The sequence below is a fragment of the Pectobacterium zantedeschiae genome, from assembly GCF_004137795.1.
Lineage (GTDB): Bacteria > Pseudomonadota > Gammaproteobacteria > Enterobacterales > Enterobacteriaceae > Pectobacterium > Pectobacterium zantedeschiae.
Map to the genome: position 1 here is coordinate 457696 of NZ_NWTM01000002.1, position 15486 is coordinate 473181.

Here is a 15486-nt window from a genome sequence, read left to right on the forward strand (position 1 = left end):
ATTAACCCGTAATTGGTAATTATTTATGCCTCACGATCTGAATGACATGACTCACGCTCTTAACGCGCAAAGCCTGCGTGAACTGCCGGCCCGTTTTGGCTGCCCGGTTTGGGCCTATGACGCACAGACCATCGTTAACCGCATCGGCCAACTGCGCCAGTTCGATACGATTCGCTTTGCGCAGAAGGCGTGTTCCAACACGCATATTTTGCGCCTGATGCGTGAGCAGGGTGTGAAAGTCGATTCGGTATCGTTGGGGGAAATCGAGCGGGCGTTGATCGCAGGGTTTGTGCCGGGCACCGACGCCCACGAGATCGTCTTTACTGCCGATCTGCTGGATCGCCCGACGCTGCAACGCGTTTCTGAACTGAATATTCCGGTGAACGCCGGTTCGGTCGATATGCTGGAACAGCTTGGGCAGCAGTCGCCGGGGCATCCGGTATGGTTGCGTGTGAATCCAGGGTTTGGTCATGGTCATAGCCAGAAAACCAACACCGGTGGTGAGAACAGCAAGCACGGCATCTGGTACGGCGATTTGCCGCTGGCACTGGCGCACATTCAGCGCTATCAGCTTAAGCTGGTGGGGATCCACATGCATATTGGTTCCGGCGTCGATTACGGCCATCTGGAACAGGTGTGCGAGGCGATGGTTCAGCAGGTTATTGAACTGGGTCAGGATATCGAGGCGATTTCAGCGGGCGGTGGGCTGTCGATTCCGTATCGCTACGGTGAAGAAGCGATTGATACTGAACACTATTACGGATTGTGGAATGCGGCGCGTGAGAAAATTGCTGCGCATCTCGGTCATCCGGTCACGCTGGAAATCGAGCCTGGGCGTTTCCTGGTCGCCGAATCCGGCGTGCTGGTGGCGGAAGTGCGAGCGATAAAATCCATGGGCAGCCGCCACTTTGTGCTGGTCGATGCCGGGTTTAACGATCTGATGCGTCCGGCGATGTACGGCAGCTATCACCACATTTCTCTGCTGCCGGGTGATGGCCGCGATACCAGCCAGTCCACGTTGCGCGACAGCGTGATTGCGGGGCCGCTGTGTGAGTCCGGCGATGTGTTTACCCAGCAGGCGGGCGGTGGCGTGGAAACTTTCCCATTGCCGGATGTGCAGGTTGGCGACTATCTGGTATTCCATGATACCGGTGCGTACGGTGCATCTATGTCGTCTAACTACAACAGCCGTCCACTGCTGCCAGAAGTGCTGTTTGAAAAGGGGGAACCGCGCCTGATTCGCCGTCGTCAGACGCTGGAAGAGCTACTGGCGCTGGAAGCGCTTTAATCGACATGCTTCGACTGTGTTGGGGGAAAAGTGTCCTGCTTTTCCCCTGAACGTGGTGCATGACGCAGGCTACCCCCTTGCCAGTTGAGTCTGATGCGCCAGCCGAACGTTATCCCAGCGGCGGACAGCAGAATCGCAAGTGCTCCGGCAAGCTGCATCACGTCCAACTGATGTCCAAAGGCTGCCCAGTCGACCAGCGCCGCAATGACGGGATAGATAAACGACAGTGCGCCAACCAGCGCGGTCGGGATCTTCTGGATCGCGCTGTATAACAGTGTCGACATGAGACCGGTATGGATCATGCCGATAGCCACGAGAATTCCCCATTGCGACGCTGTCGGAGACGTGGGAATAGCGGCGAAGGGGGCAAGAACCACGACGCCAACGAGTAGCTGTATCAGCACAAGTACGTGTGGCGGGATCCCTGAGAGCTTTTTTGTTATCGCGGCCGCTACAGCGTAGAAGAACGCGGCACCCAATGCCATTAGTATGCCAGACAGGTAATCTTTGCTATCGCTGTCGGCGCCTGTTTGAGCACTGACAATCAGGACGATGCCGCCAAAGGCGCACAATAACCAGTAGACTTTGCTGAGGGTTAGCGTTTCTCTGAAAAAGAGTGCGCCTAACCCGACCAGCATAAAAGGCTGTGTGTGATAAACCACGGTGGCAACGGCAATAGACGCATGCGAGTAAGCGCCAAACAGCAGTGTCCAGTTGAGTACCAGCGCCAGACCGCCGAGTATGGCAATACCAGCCTGTTTCCTGTTAATTACGCCTTGCCGCAACAAGCCCAATAACCCGCATACCACCAGCATCGTCAATGCGCCGAACGCACAGCGCCAAAAAACTACCGTCATCGCGGGTTGTCCTGCCGTCAGGACGAACCAGCCAACCGTGCCGGAAATGATCATCGCGAGAGCCATTTCTATTGTGCCGCGGGTCTGTGGTGTCATCTTTTTCCTGCCTGTCAGTGTGAAAAAATCAGTGCGAGAGTGCTTTTATATCGAACGAAATTTTTTATAATGAACAATAGAGCGAAATAATGAACACGAATCGATTGTTCGTCAAGTCGAACGGTTGGTCGTTATGGTGAACAATATGACGATAAACAATCAGGAAAATAGCGCACAAGAGGGTATACAGGTCGCTACGCCTATCGCACGGCTGGCTGTTTCTATCCGGCGCGAGCGTGAGCGGTTAAACCTGTCAGTGACCGAGCTGGCGAAGCGTGCGGGGTTGGCTAAATCAACGCTCTCACAGTTGGAAAGTGGGATCGGTAACCCGAGTTTGGAAACGCTCTGGGCGCTGGCGATGGCACTGGATGTGCAGGTGAGCCAGCTGATTGGGCAGCCTCGCCAGCATGTGCAGGTGATTCGGGCTAATGAGGGGGCGGCTACCTATTCAGAACAGGCAAACTATGCCGCGACGCTGCTGGCTGCCTGTCCGGCGGGCGTGCAGCGTGATATCTATCGGCTTAAGGTGCAGCCGGGGGAAGTCCGACTCTCCCAGCCGCATAGCCCGGGAACGATAGAGCATGTGATCCTGAGCCACGGTCGCGCCAGAATCGGGCCTGTTACACAGCCCATTGAACTCAGTGCGGGGGATTACATCAGCTATTCGGCGGATGTTCCGCACCTGTTTGACGCACTGGAGGTGGATACGAGCGCGGTGATGTTGATTGAACACGGCTGACGAGACCATTCCTCATACATGCAGCCTGAACGGAACGCGGTGTTACTGTAAATTTTATTGAGTGTAATACGGCCCTTTCTGTACCGATTCGCGCAGTTTAAGTTCGCCAGTGAAGGGTTCCAGCGGTTTGACGTCTTTGCCCGCGATAAGATCCAGCACTTGTGTAATCGCGGCAGCGGCCATTTCTTCAATTGGCATGTAGACGGTGGAAAGTGAAGGGTGTAGGTAAGTCGCACAAGGTTCATCGTCAAAGCCGAAGATGGAGACATCCTGCGGTAATTTTTTTCCCGCCTCGTAGAGCGCTTTCATCGCGCCAATCGCCATGTCATCGTTGCTGACGAACAGCGCACTAAAGCTGGCACCGTTATTCAGCAACTGGCGTGCGGCATGATAGCCACTGGCGACCATGCTGGTTCCGTGTGCTACCCGACGCGGGTCAACCTCGATCTGGTGGTCGAGTAATGCCTGATGATAGCCTGCAAGCCGCGCGCGTGCCGTTGGTGTTTGCATCGGTGCGGTGATGCAGGCGATCTCGCGGTGGCCCTGTTCGATCAGGTAATTCACCACGTCCAATGCGGCCTGCTGTTGACGGAAGAAAATACAGCGTTCCCGCGCCTGGGGCAGGTCACGGTTCATCACCATGATTGGAATAGTCAGCGTATTGAGCAGCGTCATGATGTCCGTTTCGGACATATAGCGAGTGTAAAGGATAATCGCGTCACACTGTCTGTCAGACAGAAGTTGCACCGCGCGCAGTTCGTCTTCTGGCGTATCGTGTCCGTCGGTCACGATCAGGTGCTTACCGCTGCTTTCCGCCATCTCTGCGGCACGGCGTAGGAGACGGCCAAAATAGGGGCCGTCAAAATTGGAGATAACGAGACCAATGCTGTTTGAGGTACGACGAGCTAGCGAACGCGCCAGAAAATTAGGGCGGTAGCCGAGTTCATCCATTGCCTGAAATACGGCATCGCGCGTTGACTGTTTGACCTGCCCTGTGCCGTTTAGCACTCTGGACACGGTCGCTTTAGACACCCCTGCGCGTTTCGCCACCTCAAGCATGGTTTTCATGTCTGCACCTTATTGAGTATGATGACGGGCTGAAAACGCCTGTCCATCCCTGTTACGAACACCCTATACTCGTCATACTTCAAGTTGCATGTGCGTTGGCTGCGTTCACTCACCCGAATCACTTACCTGAGTAAGCTCATCGAGATTCCTTCTCTTGCCGCCTTCCTGAAACTCGAATTATTTAGAGTATATAATATATTACCACAGGCATATTGTCGGATTTAACGGCAGATGCTCATTTCTCAACCAGGTTTTTGTCAGTTTTGTGATGTAACCATTTCTCGCCGTAATAAGACAATCTCTTCCGCCAAATCCCGGCATAGCATGGCGGTCATCAGATGATCCTGCGCATGTACCATGATCAGGTTGACGGGCACCTTTCCTTCTCCTTCATCCAAACCGATTAGCCGTGTCTGCACGCGGTGAGCGGCACGAGCCGCTTCTTGTGAAGCTGCAAGCAACTCATCGGCCTGTTGCCACTCTCGCTGACGTGCGGCCTGAATGGCCATCATGGCGTTTGAGCGAGCTTCACCCGCGTTGATCAGTAATTCCATCACGGTTTGTTCCATATCGAATGCAGGGAGGTTCTCTGTATCTTTCATCGTACGTTCCTTATCGCGGTCAGGAAAACAGCCTACGTTGGCTGAGAGTTTATATAACCAAGAATTATGGTATGCCAAAAATCACATTTTCATCATATTGGAATTCCAATATTGACTTGTGAGAATCCTGTCACAGAAAAATAATTCATTATGGTTGATTTTTGGTATGCCAAACGCGAAAGCGCGGTACCTGCATTTACCCTGCGCGTAACGGCCATCCCGCGTGTTACACGCGATATAACAATATGATGATCAAAGAGGTGGTGTTATGTCATTTAAGGACCAACTGATTGATTCATTGGGATCTTTTGCCAATAAATTTAACAGTCTGCGTTACATTATGGCGATTAAGGCATCCTTTATTACGCTGATGCCGGTCATTATCGTCGGGGCGTTTTCCGTTCTGATCTCTAACATGGTGATGGACCCTAAAAATGGTCTGGCCAGTTTTTCCATGTTTTCTTTTCTGGCTGAACTTAAACCGATTATGAGCGGTATTAACTATGCCACGCTCAGCTTTCTGACTATCGGTGCCGTCTTCCTGATTGGTATTGAGCTTGGGAAGATTAACGGTTCGCGTGGGCTGTTTCCCGGCCTGTTAGCGGTGATTTGCTTCATTGCCGTTACGCCAACCACGATCGAAATGGCCGTCAACGGGCAGATGATGGTGGTGAAAGATGTGCTGGCGAAACAGTTCTCCGATACGAAGAGCCTGTTTCTGGGGATGTTTATCGCCATCCTGTCTGTCGAGATGTATACCAAGCTGCAAAATGTCGATCGGCTACAGATTAAAATGCCGGACAGTGTGCCGTCCAACGTCGCGGCCTCTTTTTCCGCGCTGTTTCCTTCCATTATCACGGTTGTCGCTATCGCCACCTTTGGGTTTGTGTTTCACCGCGTGACGGGCATGTATCTGTATGACGCCGTTTATAAAGTTGTACAGCAACCGCTGGAATCCGTGGTGCAGAGCTTGCCCGGTTTACTGGTGCTGATGTTTGTCGCTCAGTTGTTCTGGGTGATCGGCATTCACGGCAACCAGATGATTAAGCCGATTCGTGAACCGCTGCTGTTGGGGGCGATTGCCGTCAACATGACCGCGTTCGAGCAGGGGCATGAGATACCGAACATTATCACCATGCCGTTCTGGGATGTGTACATGAGCATCGGTGGTTCCGGCCTGACCATTGGCCTGCTGCTGGCGGTGATGATTGCGTCTAAACGTAAAGAGATGAAAGAGATTGCCAAAATTTCTTTCGGCCCCAGCGTGTTCAATATTAATGAGCCGGTGATTTTTGGTATGCCGATTATGCTCAACCCGATTCTGGCTATTCCCTTCATTATCACACCGTTAGTGACCGGGACGATTGGTTATTTCGCCACCAGTATGGGTTTTGCCGGTAAAGCGGTGGTGATGGTGCCGTGGACGACGCCGCCAATCATTAACGCCTGGCTGTCGACGGCGGGCTCAATGGGGGCGGTTGCAACGCAGATTGTGTGCATCATCGTTGCGATGCTGATTTATCTGCCGTTTGTCAAAGTCGCATCTCGCCGCGCCGAGTTAGCACAGCTGGAAGCGGAAAAGCAGGTCGCAGCGGAAAAAGCCTGAAACGGGCAAGAGGAGAGGTAACGCATGAGTAAGGTTTCATTGACTATACCACCTGATTTTATTCTGGGCGCTGCGGCATCGGCATGGCAAACAGAAGGGTGGAGCGGCAAGAAGACAGGGCAGGATTCTTACCTGGATCTCTGGTACAAGCAGGATCGTCAGGTCTGGCATAACGGGTATGGCCCGGCGAAAGCGACGGACTTCTTTAACCGCTACCGGGAAGATGTGGCGCTGATGAAACTGGCGGGGTTGACACACTATCGTACGTCGATCAACTGGTCACGTTTTATGCTGGACTATGAGAAAGGTATCGTCGATGAGGAGTACGCAGCCTACATCGATAATCTGCTGGATGAAATGCACCGGCAGGGGATCGAACCGATGATCTGCCTCGAACATTACGAACTGCCCGCCTGTCTGCTGGAGAAGTATCAGGGCTGGTCATCAAAACAGGTGGTGGAATGGTTTGTGCTGTACGCCGATGCCGTTTTTGCCCGCTATGCCGGGAAAGTGAAGCGCTGGTTTACTTTCAATGAGCCAATTGTGGTTCAGACGCGCGTTTATCTGGACGCGCTACGCTACCCTTATGAGCAGAACACGCACACCTGGATGCAGTGGAATCACCATAAGAACCTGGCGACGGCAAAAGTGGTGCAGCGGTTTCGGCAAAAAGGATATGACCAGGACGGCGGTTCGATCGGCGTGATCCTCAACCCGGAAGTCACGTATCCGCGATCCCGTGCGGCGCACGATGTGAAAGCGGCACACCTTTACGATCTGTTCTATAACCGGGTTTTTCTCGATCCGGCGCTGAAAGGGGAATACCCGGCGGAGCTGGTAGCGCTACTGGCACAGCATCAGGTGAAGTGGGATTACACGGAAGAAGAGCTGGTGATCATTCGCGATAACACGGTTGATGAGGTGGGAATCAATCTGTATTACCCGCACCGGGTAAAAGCACCTAGCCGTGAATGGAATAAGGAAACGCCATTCCATCCAGCCTATTACTACGAGCATTTTGAGCTGCCGGGGCGTCGTATGAACACCTCGCGCGGCTGGGAGATCAATCCCAAAATTATTTACGACATGGCAAAACGCATAGAGCGTGAATACGACAATGCGCCGTGGTTTGTGGCAGAAAACGGCATCGGTATCGAGAATGAGGCGCGCTTTAAAGATGATGCAGGCGTGATTCAGGACGATTACCGCATTGCGTTCATTGCCGAGCATCTTTACTGGACGCTGAAGGCGAAGGAAGAGGGGGCAAATTGCCGAGGCTACATGCTGTGGGCGTTTACCGATAATGTCTCGCCGATGAATGCGTTTAAGAACCGCTACGGGTTGATCGAAATCGATCTGGAACAGGATCGGCAGCGGCGGCCGAAAAAATCCGCCGCCTGGTTTCGTCAGTTACATGACACGCGTCGGCTTGAATTGACGCTGGATGATGAAGATAAATAGGCGCAGATAACCAAAATGAGGAACGGAATATGAAAAGAATCGTACTGGCCTGCTCCGCAGGTATGTCGACCTCACTGGTGGTCACCAAGATGGAGAAGGAAGCGGAAGCGCGGGGAATGGCGTTTAAGATCTACGCGATCCCGGAACAAAATCTGCGGGATGAATTGCAGGAGTTCGGTAGCGACATTATTGCTGTTCTGCTGGGGCCGCAGGTGCGCTTCAAGCTTAACGAAAATAAAAAGCTGACGGACAGCTATCAGATTCCTATCGCGGTGATCGACCCTGTCGCCTACGGCACATTAAATGGCGCAAAAGTACTGGATCAGGCGCTGAGTTTGGTAGACTAGCGCACCGCCGCGACGTCAGTACGCGGCTGGATACATTCGGTGTGGGCCTGACGTCTGGCCCACACTCAGGGCGACAGTGTATGTAGGGTGAAAGCGTGGCGAAGGATGTGGTTCTGCAAGAGAAGAAGCAATATCAGGAAATCGGCTGTGATTTGCGCCAGAAGATTCAGTCAGGGGATTACCCCGTCGGATCGCGCCTTCCTCCTGAACGAAATATTGCGGAAACCTATGGCGTTAGCCGGACGATAGTGCGCGAAGCGCTGCTGATGCTTGAGCTGGAAGGCTCGGTCGATATTCGTCAGGGATCCGGGGTCTATGTCCTACGTATTCCCGATGAAGATGACGCAGCAGACAGCGCTAAGAATCATATTGGCGCGTTTGAAATGCTACAGGCGCGCCAACTGCTGGAAAGTAATATCGCGGCGTTTGCGGCACGTATGGCGACGCGGGCGGATATTGAAAACCTGCGTAAAACACTGGAACAGGAACAGGCTGCGATTGCCGGAAAAGATTACCGCGGTGATTTCGACCGCCTGTTTCACCTGCAAATTGCTGGCGCGACGCAAAACCAGATGCTGCTGGAAACGGTTAGCAATATTTGGGCATGCCGTGACGATAACGCGCTTTGGCAGCAACTCTATACCCACGTTGGTACGCAGGGCTATCGCCTGAAGTGGCTGGCGGATCATCAGGCTATTCTGGCGGCGCTGCGGCGTCGCGATGTGTCTGGCTCTTATCAGGCGATGTGGCAGCACCTTGAAAATGTCAAAAATACGCTGATGGAAATATCCGATGCCGATGCGCCGGAGTTCGATGGCTACTTATTTGATTCTGTTCCAATTTTTCAAGGGAAACTGGTGTAGTCATGGCAGCCATGTCGAGGGTAAATATTGTTTACCTGGCGGATTATCCTCAGCATCAGGAACAGGTGATCGACTGGATATGGCAGGCATTCGGTAGCCAGAACAGTCGTGAATTCTTTGCCAGCGTGGTGTGCAATAGCCTGAACCCTGCGGCGCTACCGCTGACGTTTATCGCGTTGGATGGTGAGCGGTTAGTCGGGACGGTAGGGTTATGGCGCTGCGATTTAATTAGCCGACAGGATCTGACACCCTGGCTGGCGTCGCTGTATGTGGAAGAAAGCTATCGTGATAAAGGTCTGGGCGCGGCGCTGCAACAGCACGTACTGGACTTCTGCCGCCGCGCAGGCTTTGACGATCTCTACCTGTACGCCACGTTTAGCGGCTATTACGAAAAACACGGCTGGCGTTACATCGGTGATGGGTTGGACTACCCGGATAAAGCCGTGCGGCTGTATCATCAGCCGCTGTAGGCTGTCCCTTCGTCTTGGTCATGTTTCTATGCAAATTCAGAGGCAGTTTCGTGCGCAGTAATACCGTTATTTTCATGCTAGCTCGTAGTACGCGCCCGACACGGGACGGCTCAAGCGCCGCTCGCCCCGTGACCCCAGGCTTACGGCTAAATTATGCCGCTACGCGGTTCCATCGGTACTCTTGACCGCTAACCGAGCCGCCAGTGACGCGTTCCCGACGCGGCACTGGCTTTCGCGGCGTCCATGCCGCTCACTCGGCGGCCAAGCCCACCGATGCATAATTTTTACGCCAGATAACGGCAAAACCCATCAGTAAGTCGTAGCGCTTCCAGCACTGTGCAGAGGAGAGCTGAAGGGAATATGGCATCAGAACGATGTCCAGTCTCCTTCTCCGGCGGAGATACCGCTCTTACCCGGCGCGGCCAGCGCAGGTTGCAGGGCTAACGAGGGGGCTGCCGCTGGCGTACGGGCGATCTGATGGCTGGTGCCCAAGCGGAACTGGCTGACCGTCTCGGCCAACTGTGCAGCCTGTTGTTGTAGAGACTGCGTGGCGGCCGACGCTTCATTCACCAGTGAGGCATTCTGCTGGGTGGTCACTTCCATTTGGTTCACCGCAACGTTCACCTGCTCAATGCCCATCGTCTGTTCATTGCTGGCGGAACTGATCTCTCCGACCAGGTCGCTGACCTTGCGCACACCGTTGACGATATCTTGTATCGACACACCCGCTTGCACCACCAATCGGTTGCCCGCTTCCACCGTTTGAACGGAGCGATCAATTAGCTCTTTGATCTCTTTGGCCGCAGAGGCGCTGCGCTGTGCCAGACTGCGCACTTCGCTGGCGACTACGGCGAAACCGCGACCTTGCTCACCTGCTCGTGCGGCTTCTACGGCGGCATTCAGTGCCAGAATGTTGGTCTGGAATGCGATGCTGTCGATGACGCCGATAATATCCACGATCTTCTTCGATGAAGAGTCGATCGCGCCCATCGTTTCCACGACTTCTGTCACTAACTGCCCACCCGACTGCGCTTGCTGCGTGGTTGATTGCGCCAGTTGGTTGGCCTGACGGGCGTTATCGGCATTCTGCCTGACCGTCGAGCTTAATTGCTCAATGGAGGCTGCCGTTTCCTGTAGCGCACTAGCCTGTTCTTCTGTGCGGCTGGACAGATCGATATTGCCCGCAGCAAGCTGTGAGGAAGCACCCGCGATGGATTCAGACCCTTGGCGAACTTCGCCAACGATAGAGCGCAGGTGCACAGTCATATCTTGCAGGGCGTGCAGTAATTGAGCCGCTTCGTCGCGTCCTTCCGGTTGTACGTTATGCGTCAGATCGCCTGCCGCGACAGCCTGTGTCGCACGGACGGCACGCGCCAGCGGCTGCACGATACTGCGGGTGAGCACCCAAGCGATCAGGACGCCGATAATCGCGCTCAGTACGCCCGTGATGGCAAGGATGAGATCGCCACGGCTTGCGCCAGCGTTAATGTCTTGTCCCATTTTGTCGATGCTGGCACGCTGGTGGTTGCGCAGGGCTTCCACGCTCTCCAGATAGCCATTGGAAGCCGGAACAAACTCATTGTCGAAGAGCGTTCTGGCGCGATCGAAATTGCCCGCCGCTTTTTCCGTGATAATTGCATCGCGTTTTTTGATGTAGGACTGACGGTATTCGCCAACTTTGTCGAATAAGGCTTTTTCTTCTGGCGTAGAGATCAGGCTGGCAAACTCTTCTTGTCGTTTACCGCTTTCTTTACTGGCGCGGGTATTTTCTGCGGCAAATAGCTCAACCAGTGAATCGTCATTGCTGCGTGCTACCGCCATACTGCGTTGGACTCCGGCGACGAGCGTGGCATGCCAGTCCGATGCCAGCCGTTCTTTGCGCAATGGTTCTTGCATCATCTGTTGTGTACTGCTGGACACCTGGTTTAGTTGGTAAATACCGCTGGTCAGCATAGCCAGCGAAAGCGCAATAAGTAGGCCAAAGCCGCCGGCCAGTCGGGTACCTATTTTGTAGTTCTTCATTATTTGTTACACACACCTGGTTAAATTCAGCGTCTGCCCCATGCAGACTCCGCGATCCTACGCCTCACTTTCTGATTGATTCTGTTGAAAAAGTGGACTAATGCCCCTGTGTTTGAATGGTCATTTACCCATAAAAAATCAGGAAATGTGATCGGATGGGAAAATGGCGAAAAAGAGAGATCGGAGAGAAAAGGAACCTTTAGGGGAAAATAGCGGTATTTATCTGGTGAAAAGGCGCCGAAAAGGCGGTTGTCTTACATGATTCGCTAGAATTTTACAGTTGGTTGCACTTATAGAATAACTCTTTCGATTCATCGCTGGTGAAGATAAGTGGCGATCCTTAGAGTATCAAGTCCCAGAGGTATTGATTGGTGATACATCGATGTACTCTGTACATTGAAATCATTTGATTACACCAACCTACGCGGATGCGTAGGTTTTTTTTTGCCTGAATTTCCCGCTTTCGTTATCTCCAGCGATTTTAATGCTATGTGAATGATGTGCCGACGGCAATCTTTGCGTTATGACGCGTACCCGTCGCTTGAACTATGGCGTGTATATAGTATTTTGACGTATCGCTTGGCGGTTTTGCGCTCTGGCAAGCTGCCCGTTTATCTGTCTATTGGGAGAAGGCATGATTCATACCCTGTTACGTTGGGTGTTCCAGCGTCTGTACCGCATCCGGATCGAGGGCGACAGCAGCCAGTTTCAGCAATCCAAATTGCTCATCACCCCCAATCACGTCTCTTTCCTCGATGGTGTCCTGCTGGCGTTATTTTTACCGATAAAACCTGTTTTTGCCGTGTACTCCTCGATTTCCGATCGCTGGTTTATGCGCTGGTTGAAGCCTTATATCGATTTTGTGCCTTTGGATCCCACCAAACCTCTGGCGATTAAAGGGCTGATCAAAGTGATCGAACGTGGTCAGCCTGTCGTGGTTTTCCCTGAAGGGCGCATCAGTGTTACCGGATCGCTGATGAAGATTTACAGCGGCGCAGCGTTTGTCGCAGCGAAATCTGGGGCAACGATTATTCCCGTGCGCATTGATGGCGCTGAATTCACACCGTTTGGTCGGCTGGCGGGCGTATTTAAACGCCGTTGCCTCCCACAGATTACTATCACCTATTTGCCCCCGACCACATTGCCGATGCCGGAAGCCAGTAGCGCCAGAGCGCGTCGCGCACTAGCTGGTGAACACTTGCACCAGATCATGATGAAGGCGCGGATGGAAATACGCCCACAGCATACGCTGTATCAGGCATTTCTGTCGGCGAGATCCCGTTACGGACGGCATTCTGCCAGCATTGCGGATATCTCATTTAACGAAGACAGCTATCAGGGCTTATTGAAAAAATCACTGGGCGTATCGCGCATTTTGCAGCGCTTCACCCGTGCTGATGAACATGTCGGCATGCTGTTGCCCAACGCGACCATTACTGCGGCATCAATTTTGGGCGCATCGCTGCGTAATCGCATTCCCGCCATGCTGAACTACACCGCTGGCGCGAAAGGGCTACAAAGTGCGATGAAAGCGGCGGGGATCAAAACGATCGTCACGTCTCGTCAGTTTCTTGAAAAGGGCAAGTTGACGGATTTGCCGAAGCAGGTCAGCGAGGCCAACTGGGTTTATCTGGAAGATCTGAAAGACACCGTGACGCTGACGGATAAGCTGTGGATCCTGTTTCATCTGCTGTTTCCTGCTCGCGCGATGCTACCGCAGAAACCCGATGATGCGGCCATTGTGCTGTTTACCTCCGGTTCTGAGGGGAACCCGAAAGGCGTGGTGCATTCCCATGACAGCCTTCTGGCGAACGTCGAGCAGATTCGTACCGTGGCAGATTTCACCCCGCGCGATCGCTTCATGTCTGCGCTGCCGCTGTTCCATGCGTTCGGTCTAACGGTTGGGCTGTTAACGCCACTGATGACGGGCGCTCGCGTGTTCCTCTACCCAAGTCCGCTGCATTATCGCATCGTGCCTGAGCTGGTTTACGACCAGAACTGTACCGTGCTGTTTGGGACGTCTACATTTTTAGGCAACTACGCGCGTTTTGCCCACCCGTATGATTTTGCTCGTTTGCGCTATGTAGTGGCTGGTGCTGAAAAGCTGTCTGAGACGACGCGTCAGGTCTGGCAGGACAAATTTGGTATCCGCATTCTGGAAGGGTATGGCGTGACTGAGTGCGCGCCGGTAGTCGCGATCAACGTGCCGATGGCGACGAAAATCCATTCTGTTGGCCTGCTGTTGCCTGAAATTGAATCGCGGTTGATTACGGTGCCGGGCATTACACGTGGTGGCCGCCTGCAACTGCGTGGGCCGAATATCATGAAAGGCTATCTGCGGGTGGAAAATCCCGGCGTGCTCGAAGCGCCTGCGGCAGAAAACGCAGAAGGTGAATTGCAACAGGGCTGGTATGACACTGGCGATATTGTCGAGCTGGACGAAAGAGGGTTCTGCACCATCATCGGCCGCGTGAAGCGTTTTGCCAAGCTCGCGGGGGAGATGGTTTCGCTCGAAAGCGTGGAACAGCTGGCGGTGAAGGTGTCGCCGGAGGCGCAGCATGCGGCCAGTGCGAAGAGCGACAGCAGCAAAGGTGAAGCGCTGGTGCTGTTTACAACGGACAGCCAGATAACCCGTGATGTGCTGCTTGCACAAGCTCGCAGCAGCGGCGTGCCAGAACTGGCAGTACCACGCGATATTCGCTATGTGAAAGCGCTACCGTTACTTGGCAGCGGTAAGCCTGATTTTGTCACGCTACGCCAAATGGCTGAAGAGCCGAGTGCCGAATCATCGATCATCAAACAACCCGTTACTAACGCGTCGGAGCCTAGTGCATGAGTCAACAGACTGAACCCGCGACGCCTTTGCTGTCGCGCAGTATGAGCGCGGTGATTATCGCGCAGTTCTTCTCCGCGTTTGGTGACAACGCGCTGCTGTTTGCCACGTTAGCGCTGATCAAACAGCTGGTGTATCCCGACTGGAGCCAGCCATTTTTGCAGATGGGGTTTGTGGCCGCTTACATCATTCTGGCACCGTTTGTCGGGCAAATAGCCGATAGCTTCGCTAAAGGGCGGGTGATGATGTTCGCCAATACCCTGAAGCTGGCGGGCGCGTTGCTGATTTGCGTGGGCGGTAATCCGTTTCTGGGATACACGCTGGTGGGGATTGGTGCGGCCGCGTATTCCCCAGCGAAATACGGCATTCTGGGTGAAATCACGCGTGGCGATCAGTTGATCAAAGCGAATGGCTTGATGGAAGCCTCGACCATTGCGGCGATCCTTACAGGCTCTGTAGCGGGAGGCGTGCTGGCAGACTGGAATATTTACGGTGCCCTGTCGGTGTGTGCTGTGGCTTATGGTGTGGCATTAGGCGCGAATATGCTGATTCCACATCTCAACGCCGCACGTCCAGGGCAGCCGTGGCATCCGGTACAGATGGCGAGCAGTTTCTTTTCCGCTTGTCGAGTACTGTGGCGCGATGGTGATGCCCGGCTTTCGCTGATTGGTACCAGCATGTTCTGGGGCGCGGGCGTGACACTGCGCTTTCTGCTGGTTCTGTGGGTGCCGCATGCGCTTGGTATTACCGATAACGCGACGCCGACGCTACTTAATGCGATGGTTGCCGTTGGGATTGTGTTGGGGGCGGGTGGTGCTGCCAGACTGGTCACGCTTGATAATGTGCGACGCTGCTTGCCTGCGGGGTTGTTGATCGGCGTGGTAGTCGTGATTTTCACGCTTCAGCATAATCTCCTTAGCGCTTATTCCCTGCTGATTTTGCTGGGGGCGCTGGGGGGATTTTTCATTGTTCCGCTTAATGCACTGTTGCAGGAACGTGGGAAAGCCAGCGTTGGTGCGGGTAATGCGATCGCCGTACAGAATTTGGGTGAAAACGGCGCTATGCTGTTAATGCTGGGGCTCTATTCTCTGGTGGTAAAACTGGGTGTCTCGGTTATCGCGATCGGGATTGGCTTTGGCGTCCTGTTTGCGTTGGCGATTGCGCTGCTGTGGGCATGGCTGATCCTGACTAAACGCCGTGCAACAAATACATACCCTAAATAATTCGGGTTGCA

Annotated in this window: 13 protein-coding genes; 9 read left to right on the forward strand and 4 right to left on the reverse strand. The window is 53.7% G+C overall.

All coding sequences use genetic code 11. From position 1 onward, the window contains the following. The first annotated feature begins 25 nt into the window (after nt 1–25). Nucleotides 26–1288: a diaminopimelate decarboxylase gene (gene lysA / locus CLR69_RS16660; protein ID WP_129712139.1), complete on the forward strand. Its 1263-nt coding sequence runs from the start codon at nt 26–28 to the stop codon at nt 1286–1288. On the opposite strand, the gene CLR69_RS16665 is transcribed toward lysA, so the two are convergent. Further along, nucleotides 1285–2241: a DMT family transporter gene (locus CLR69_RS16665; protein WP_129706530.1), complete on the reverse strand. Its 957-nt coding sequence runs from the start codon at nt 2239–2241 to the stop codon at nt 1285–1287. The genes lysA and CLR69_RS16665 overlap by 4 nt on opposite strands. A 145-nt stretch (nt 2242–2386) precedes the next feature. Here CLR69_RS16665 and CLR69_RS16670 point away from each other — a divergent pair, with 145 nt between their 5' ends. Continuing rightward, nucleotides 2387–2980, forward strand: coding sequence for a helix-turn-helix domain-containing protein (locus CLR69_RS16670; protein WP_129712138.1), 594 nt, complete (start codon nt 2387–2389; stop codon nt 2978–2980). A gap of 54 nt (nt 2981–3034) precedes the next feature. On the opposite strand, the gene CLR69_RS16675 is transcribed toward CLR69_RS16670, so the two are convergent. Both CLR69_RS16675 and CLR69_RS16680 read right to left on the reverse strand, forming a co-directional pair. Further along, the gene (locus CLR69_RS16675) at nt 3035–4048 is read right to left on the reverse strand and encodes a LacI family DNA-binding transcriptional regulator (RefSeq protein WP_129712137.1); all 1014 of its coding nucleotides are present in this window, start codon (nt 4046–4048) and stop codon (nt 3035–3037) included. Nucleotides 4049–4305: 257 nt separating this feature from the next. After that, nucleotides 4306–4650, reverse strand: a complete 345-nt coding sequence (locus CLR69_RS16680; protein WP_129706524.1) for a PTS lactose/cellobiose transporter subunit IIA — start codon at nt 4648–4650, stop codon at nt 4306–4308. A 268-nt stretch (nt 4651–4918) separates the two neighbouring features. Between CLR69_RS16680 and CLR69_RS16685 the strand changes: the two genes are divergently transcribed. The 5 genes from CLR69_RS16685 (at nt 4919) to CLR69_RS16705 (ending at nt 9397) form a co-directional block, all read left to right on the forward strand. Then, nucleotides 4919–6256 (forward strand): PTS sugar transporter subunit IIC, encoded by a 1338-nt coding sequence (locus CLR69_RS16685; protein WP_129712136.1) that lies wholly within the window; start codon nt 4919–4921, stop codon nt 6254–6256. A gap of 24 nt (nt 6257–6280) precedes the next feature. Continuing rightward, nucleotides 6281–7717, forward strand: a complete 1437-nt coding sequence (locus CLR69_RS16690) for a glycoside hydrolase family 1 protein (RefSeq protein WP_129712135.1) — start codon at nt 6281–6283, stop codon at nt 7715–7717. A gap of 29 nt (nt 7718–7746) precedes the next feature. Then, entirely contained in the window at nt 7747–8064 is a 318-nt protein-coding gene (locus tag CLR69_RS16695; RefSeq protein WP_048262149.1) for a PTS sugar transporter subunit IIB, read from the forward strand. Nucleotides 8065–8159: 95 nt separating this feature from the next. Continuing rightward, nucleotides 8160–8927, forward strand: a complete 768-nt coding sequence (locus tag CLR69_RS16700; protein ID WP_129712134.1) for an FCD domain-containing protein — start codon at nt 8160–8162, stop codon at nt 8925–8927. Between the two features lie 2 nt (nt 8928–8929). Next, a complete protein-coding gene (locus CLR69_RS16705) occupies nt 8930–9397 on the forward strand; it encodes a GNAT family N-acetyltransferase (RefSeq protein ID WP_129712133.1) in 468 nt (155 codons plus the stop codon). Between the two features lie 366 nt (nt 9398–9763). Here CLR69_RS16705 and CLR69_RS16710 read toward each other — a convergent pair whose 3' ends face one another. Next, on the reverse strand, nt 9764–11419 hold the full coding sequence (locus CLR69_RS16710) for a methyl-accepting chemotaxis protein (protein WP_129712132.1): 1656 nt from the start codon (nt 11417–11419) through the stop codon (nt 9764–9766). A gap of 634 nt (nt 11420–12053) precedes the next feature. On the opposite strand from CLR69_RS16710, the gene aas reads away from it, so the two are divergent. Together aas and lplT are read left to right on the forward strand one after the other, a co-directional pair. Continuing rightward, entirely contained in the window at nt 12054–14255 is a 2202-nt protein-coding gene (gene aas, locus CLR69_RS16715; RefSeq protein WP_129712131.1) for a bifunctional acyl-ACP--phospholipid O-acyltransferase/long-chain-fatty-acid--ACP ligase, read from the forward strand. Further along, nucleotides 14252–15475 carry a lysophospholipid transporter LplT gene (gene lplT / locus CLR69_RS16720; protein WP_129712130.1) on the forward strand — a complete coding sequence of 408 codons (1224 nt, stop codon included), beginning with the start codon at nt 14252–14254 and terminating at the stop codon, nt 15473–15475. Before aas ends, lplT begins: the two co-directional genes overlap by 4 nt. The last annotated feature ends 11 nt before the right edge of the window (nt 15476–15486 follow it).

Coding starts and splice junctions, on each gene's coding strand:
- lysA (WP_129712139.1), top strand. CDS start 26: ATGCCTCACGATCTGAATGACATGACTCACGCTCTTAACGCGCAAAGC.
- CLR69_RS16665 (WP_129706530.1), bottom strand. CDS start 2,241: ATGACACCACAGACCCGCGGCACAATAGAAATGGCTCTCGCGATGATC.
- CLR69_RS16670 (WP_129712138.1), top strand. CDS start 2,387: ATGACGATAAACAATCAGGAAAATAGCGCACAAGAGGGTATACAGGTC.
- CLR69_RS16675 (WP_129712137.1), bottom strand. CDS start 4,048: ATGAAAACCATGCTTGAGGTGGCGAAACGCGCAGGGGTGTCTAAAGCG.
- CLR69_RS16680 (WP_129706524.1), bottom strand. CDS start 4,650: ATGAAAGATACAGAGAACCTCCCTGCATTCGATATGGAACAAACCGTG.
- CLR69_RS16685 (WP_129712136.1), top strand. CDS start 4,919: ATGTCATTTAAGGACCAACTGATTGATTCATTGGGATCTTTTGCCAAT.
- CLR69_RS16690 (WP_129712135.1), top strand. CDS start 6,281: ATGAGTAAGGTTTCATTGACTATACCACCTGATTTTATTCTGGGCGCT.
- CLR69_RS16695 (WP_048262149.1), top strand. CDS start 7,747: ATGAAAAGAATCGTACTGGCCTGCTCCGCAGGTATGTCGACCTCACTG.
- CLR69_RS16705 (WP_129712133.1), top strand. CDS start 8,930: ATGGCAGCCATGTCGAGGGTAAATATTGTTTACCTGGCGGATTATCCT.
- CLR69_RS16710 (WP_129712132.1), bottom strand. CDS start 11,419: ATGAAGAACTACAAAATAGGTACCCGACTGGCCGGCGGCTTTGGCCTA.
- aas (WP_129712131.1), top strand. CDS start 12,054: ATGATTCATACCCTGTTACGTTGGGTGTTCCAGCGTCTGTACCGCATC.
- lplT (WP_129712130.1), top strand. CDS start 14,252: ATGAGTCAACAGACTGAACCCGCGACGCCTTTGCTGTCGCGCAGTATG.